Annotated in this window: 4 protein-coding genes and 1 pseudogene; 2 read left to right on the plus strand and 3 right to left on the minus strand. The window is 65.5% G+C overall.

All coding sequences use genetic code 11. From position 1 onward, the window contains the following. Both MOV75_RS33450 and MOV75_RS33455 read right to left on the minus strand, forming a co-directional pair. Positions 1-735 (minus strand): pyruvate kinase (locus tag MOV75_RS33450; protein ID WP_247007462.1); only part of this gene is annotated, 735 nt, incomplete at its 3' end. Next, entirely contained in the window at positions 732-1,325 is a 594-nt protein-coding gene (locus MOV75_RS33455) for a DUF1036 domain-containing protein (RefSeq protein ID WP_246931448.1), read from the minus strand. The genes MOV75_RS33450 and MOV75_RS33455, both read right to left, overlap by 4 nt. Before the next feature lie 176 nt (positions 1,326-1,501). On the opposite strand from MOV75_RS33455, the gene MOV75_RS33460 reads away from it, so the two are divergent. Further along, positions 1,502-1,813, plus strand: coding sequence for a DUF1244 domain-containing protein (locus MOV75_RS33460; protein WP_246931450.1), 312 nt, complete (start codon positions 1,502-1,504; stop codon positions 1,811-1,813). Positions 1,814-2,011: 198 nt separating this feature from the next. Then, positions 2,012-2,284 (plus strand): DUF2312 domain-containing protein, encoded by a 273-nt coding sequence (locus MOV75_RS33465; protein WP_094976882.1) that lies wholly within the window; start codon positions 2,012-2,014, stop codon positions 2,282-2,284. 92 nt (positions 2,285-2,376) lie between these two features. Here the strand turns inward: MOV75_RS33465 and MOV75_RS33470 are convergent. Continuing rightward, positions 2,377-2,766 (minus strand): annotated as a pseudogene (locus tag MOV75_RS33470) (ATP-binding protein); the annotation flags it as partial.

A 2,766-nucleotide genomic window follows, 5' to 3' on the forward strand; every position in this document is an offset into this window, starting at 1 on the left:
GCCGAGGTCGCCGCGCGCCACCATCAGCGCATCGGAGGCCTCGATGATGTCGGCGAGGCGGTCGATCGCCTGCGGCTTCTCGATCTTGGCCATCACGGCGGCGCGGCCGCGGATCATCTTCTTGGCTTCGAGCACGTCGTCGGCGCGCTGCACGAAAGACAGCGCGATCCAGTCGACGCCGGTGACAAGCGCCGCCTCGAGGTCGGCGCGATCCTTCGATGTCATGGCAGAGACCGGCAGGTCGGTGTCGGGCAGGCTGACGCCCTTGCGGTCGCTCATCTTGCCGCCGACCACGACACGCGTCACCGCGTGCTCCTTGGAGGTTTCCTCCGCGATCAGGCGCACCTTGCCGTCGTCGAGCAGCAGCGCGTGGCCGGGCCGCAGCGCCGCCAGGATCTCCGGATGCGGCAGGTGGACGCGCGTGGTATCGCCGGGCGCCTTGTCGGAATCGAGCGTGAAGGTCTGGCCGTTCTGGAGCTGGACCGAGCCTTCGGCGAAGGCCCCTAACCTGAGCTTCGGGCCCTGGAGATCGACCAGGATGCCGATCGGCCGGCCGTAGCTGCTCTCGACGTTGCGGATCGTCGCCACCAGCTCCCGCATCTTGTCATGCGAGGTGTGGCTCATGTTGATGCGAAACAGGTCGGCGCCGGCCTCGAACAGGCGGCGGATCATCGCGAGATCTGAAGAGGCCGGTCCCAGGGTCGCGAGAATCTTGATACGGCGAAGACGCCTCATGGCTTACTTCCAGACGGTGGCGAGGGAGCTGGCGGGAGGCCAGGCGCGGCGGGGGGCGTACCACCGGGCGGGCTATTGGGCAAACCCGGAACCCCGCCCGGGCCAACCGGACCAGGCAGGCCCGGTACGCGCTGCTGCGCCGGCTGTTCGTTGGCGTCAGTCAACTGCACCGTCCACGCTCGCTGCTCGCCGGTGTCGACCTCGAAATAGCCGGTCCGGTCATAGCCGCGCGCGAGGCAATCCTCGGTGCCGCGGATGGTGAACTCCTTGTCACGCGAGCACATGAAGGCCTGCCCCGACCACTCGCCGCCGCGGTCATAGTCGATCGCGTAGATGTAATAATATCGGGCGACCAGCGTTCCCCGCAGCAGGGTCTCGCAGGAGCGGGACGAGATGTTCCACCAGCCTTCGGTGGTCCAGCCCTCAGCGTCCTTGTAGCCGAGCGCAATGCCGACCCGGCTCGAGGTGTTGTTGCAGAGGCGGAAATCGGCGGAGGCCGGACTGGCGCAAAGGCACAGCAAGGCGATCACCAGCACCGGGACCAACCGGGCGAGCAGGCGAAGCGGGGGGCGGGGAGATTCGGCAATCATTGTCGCGGTAGCTATACCAGATCATTGACGATTTGGCGTAGGGCTGGGAACGGCCCCAAGCGAGCGGCAATTCCGTCGTCGGGCCGGTTTGCGCCGGGATATGGCAAAATCTGTGACAGGCCCCACCTGATCCCGTAAGGGTGACCTCCATCGGGCCAGGCCCAGGGGATATAACCATGGCAATCGACGACAAAACCAGAACGGAACTCGAGGCGGCTGCGTTCCGCCGCCTGGTCGATCATCTGAAGACGCGGACGGATGTCCAGAACATCGACCTGATGAATCTCGCCGGCTTCTGCCGCAACTGCCTGTCCAACTGGCTCAAGGAAGCCGCGGACGCCCAAGGCGTCGCCTTGAGCAAGGACGAGAGCCGGGAGGCCGTCTACGGCATGCCCTATGAGACCTGGAAGTCGAAATACCAGGGCACGGCCACGCCCGAGCAGCTTGAGACGATGAAGAAGGTCCATCCTCACGGCCACGGGCACTGAGCGGTCTCACGCGCCACGCCCTTGAGTCGCACCACACAACAGCTTTCTTCGCCCCGCAGCAGGAAGGTGTGGGCGCGCTGTGGACGAGCGCGATGCTTGCTTGAACGCGGGGGACGCCAACCCTAAGGGTTCTCCCCAGCACGCGCGGTGAGGATGCCGGCGTCACCTCGTTTTGCCAGTTCCATTTGGAGTACCAAGATGGCCACCACCGCCGCCGTCCGCGACGACGAGCCCGCGACGAAATTTGCCAAGGACCAGCTCAAATCCATCATCGAGCGCATCGAGCGGCTGGAGGAAGAGAAGAAGGCGATCTCCGACGACATCCGGGACGTCTATGCCGAGAGCAAAGGCAATGGCTACGACGTCAAGGCGCTGCGCACCATCGTGCGCATGCGCAAGCAGGACCCGAACGAGCGCGCCGAGGCCGAGACCATTCTCGAGACTTACATGCAGGCGCTCGGAATGCTCTGAGGCGTTGGCGCCTCGGCTGCCATTGCCGTAGCCCGGATGAGCGAAGCGACATCCGGGCTACGAGATCGAGTTTGTGGACGTAGTCGCGGCTGTCAGCGCAGCGCGGCGGTGCGCACGACGAACGACGTGGTTTCGAGCTTCGTGGTCGCGCTGCCCGAGAAGCTGTCACAGGACAGGCCGTGCATCGGATCGTCGACAAAGCCCATCGCGATCACGGCCCGTGGCTTGACGAAATAGGCGCGTAGTGCGGCCGTATCGAGCTCGCCCATCAGCGTGACCGACATGGCACGGCTAGCGCTCGGGGACAGCATCACGATCTTGAGCCAGATGCTCTCGCCCTTGGCGGCGGAGAGGCGGGTCGCGGTCGCGACCATGCCGTCGACGCTCTTGCCGACCACCGTGTTGATCTCCGTCGCCTGAGCGAGGCTGCGCGACGCGGGGCGGGTGGAACGCGGGATCGGTGCGGAAGCCGCGACGACATT

The sequence above is a fragment of the Bradyrhizobium sp. PRIMUS42 genome (genome assembly GCF_023006515.1).
In the GTDB taxonomy this organism is placed as follows: domain Bacteria; phylum Pseudomonadota; class Alphaproteobacteria; order Rhizobiales; family Xanthobacteraceae; genus Bradyrhizobium.